The sequence below is a fragment of the uncultured Gemella sp. genome, assembly GCF_963529685.1.
Lineage (GTDB): Bacteria > Bacillota > Bacilli > Staphylococcales > Gemellaceae > Gemella.
The window spans coordinates 1-2585 of sequence record NZ_CAUSAI010000078.1; the positions used below are offsets into that span (position 1 = coordinate 1).

Here is a 2585-nt window from a genome sequence, read left to right on the forward strand (position 1 = left end):
GAGTGACGTTCATTTTTATAAACCATCATGTGGTGAGGACAGTTCATTGGACGAAGTACCATTGTTTCGTGGTCCATCTCCATTGGTGGAAACATATCTTCTTGATAGTGATCCCAGTGTCCACTTGTAATATATAACTCTTTAGAACCCATAATTGGAGTATAAACGTGATCGTATCCTAATTCTACTTCTTTATCAACGATATATCTTTCGATAGTACGACGGATAGTAGCACCATTTGGTAACCATAATGGTAATCCAGCACCAACTTTTTGACTTGTTGTGAAAATTCCTAATTCTTTACCTAGTTTTCTGTGGTCACGTTCACGTGCTTCTTGTAGACGTACTAAGTGTTGTTCTAAATGTTCTTTAGTGAAATAAGCTGTTCCATAAATACGTTGTAACATTTTATTATCACTATTACCTCTCCAGTATGCACCAGCTACAGATAATAATTTAAATTCTTTGATTTTTGAAGTTGCACTTACGTGTCCTCCACGACAAAGATCAGTGAAGTCTCCTTGTGTGTAAACTGTGATAACTTCATCAGCTGGAAGATCGTTAATTAATTCTACTTTATAAGGATCTTCTTTAAAGATTTCTAAAGCTTCTTCTTTACTTACTTCGCGCCCTTCAATTACGTGATTTTCACTAATAATTTTCTTAACTTCTTTTTCAATTGCTTTAAAGTCTTCTTCTGAAACTTTGTATTCTGCATCAAAGTCATAGTAGAATCCACCATCAATAGCTGGACCAACACCAAAGTGTACATCTTTACCATATAGTCTTCTTAATGCTTGTGCTAATACGTGTGCGCAAGTGTGACGTAATACATATAAACTATCTTTATCTTCATCATCTGCAACGATAAGTTTTAAATGACCATCTTTTGTTATTGGTTTATTAACTTCGATATAATCCTCATCTAATTTTGCAGAAATCACTTTTTTCTTAAGACTTACGCTAATACTTTCAGCGATTTCTAATGGTGTTTTATTATCATATTCTCTTACATTTCCATCTGGAAAAACTAATTTAGCCATATTAAGGTCTCCTTCTTTTTTATATACTTAGTCTAACTTACTTAAAAAAATTAAAAAATCCCTTCTCTAGCCAAAACTAAAGAAGGGACGAATATTTTCGTGGTACCACCCAAATTCGAAGCAAAGTTACTTCCTCTTTGTGAATAAAGCTCACTAACTATGTTAATACTATTAGCTAGGTAGTAACATATATTGCTTATAGGTATTTTCAGCACCATACCCTCTCTTAAATAAGTTAAATATATATCGTGTCCTAAGTATATATTGATTTATTTCATTAATGTAATTCTAGCACAAAGAGAGATGAATTTCAAGAAAAACTCACCTCTCTTTTAAATTTTATTTATTTTTTCTCCAATAACTTCTAATACCAGTTAGTGTTAACATTAAAATCAGAGCCATAAAAATATAATTTTTAATACTGAAATATTTTGCGGCTTCTGTTTTTACTATTTCTAATTTCTTATCGATATTATTAGATTTCTTAACTTCTAGATTACTTTTCTCAAATGAAGCTATATCATTTTCATTAATTTTAGTATTCTTTAAAGCTATATAATACAGGTACTTAGCATCTTTTAATGATGAAATATCCGTCACCAATGTATTAGATATATCTATACTAGAAATATTCGGTACAGCTTTCAATGCATCTATATTTTTTAATCCTAGATTATCATTTAACATTAATCGATATAAGTATTTCTTATCTTTAAGCGCATCTATATTTTCGATATTGTTTTTATATAATAATAATTCCTCCAAGCTAACCAAATCTTTTAACGCTGAAATATCACTTATACTATTCCTATCCAAATAAAGTACTCTAAGAGATTTCAACTCAGCTAGAGGTGTTACATCTTTAATAGCATTCTCTTCAGCAACTAAACTCTCAAGTTTTCCAGCATTTTTTAAAAATGATATATTATCTAAACCTATACCCGAAATATTTAGGCTTCGTAAATTTTCAAGTTTTAAATTATTTGGAATATAATCTTTTAAAACACTGTTCATCGAAATATCTAACGATTCTACTTTTAAGTCATTTAAAAAATCTAAATTGTTCATTAGATTTTTTCGAAGTACTAACTGTCTTAACTTTGTTAATTTAGCTATACTCTTTGGATCTTTTATTTTATTATTAGTAAGATTCAAATCTTCTAATTCTACTAACTTTTCTAATGGTGTAATATCTTCGATGAAGTTATTAGATAAGTTTAAGTTTCTTAGATTAACAGCATGCTCTAAACCTTTTAGAGAAAAAATATTTTTCCAAGGTAATGATAGACTTGTAAATTGATCCATCATACCTACCGTTACTTCCTCACCTTTAAAGTCTTTATTAATATGAAACTTATAGTATTCTATTAAAGCTGCTTTAAGATTAAGATCATCGAACTCTATTTTTTCGCTATTTTCAATTTCTGTAAATTTCTTTTCTCCAAAGGGTACATAGACATCATTAGCCTTTATCGCAGGAGCAGATACTGTTAATCCTAATAACGTTATGATAAAAGCTTTATATATTACCTTTTTCATTTT

1 protein-coding gene and 1 pseudogene are annotated in these 2585 nt (G+C 29.5%); both read right to left on the minus strand.

Annotation, left to right across the window (positions count from 1 at the left end; translation table 11 throughout):
• A pseudogene (locus RWS90_RS07810) lies at window positions 1–1043 on the minus strand (threonine--tRNA ligase); the annotation flags it as partial.
• Between the two features lie 339 nt (window positions 1044–1382).
• Window positions 1383–2585: leucine-rich repeat domain-containing protein (locus RWS90_RS07815; protein WP_314550246.1), on the minus strand; the 1203-nt coding region annotated here is incomplete at its 5' end.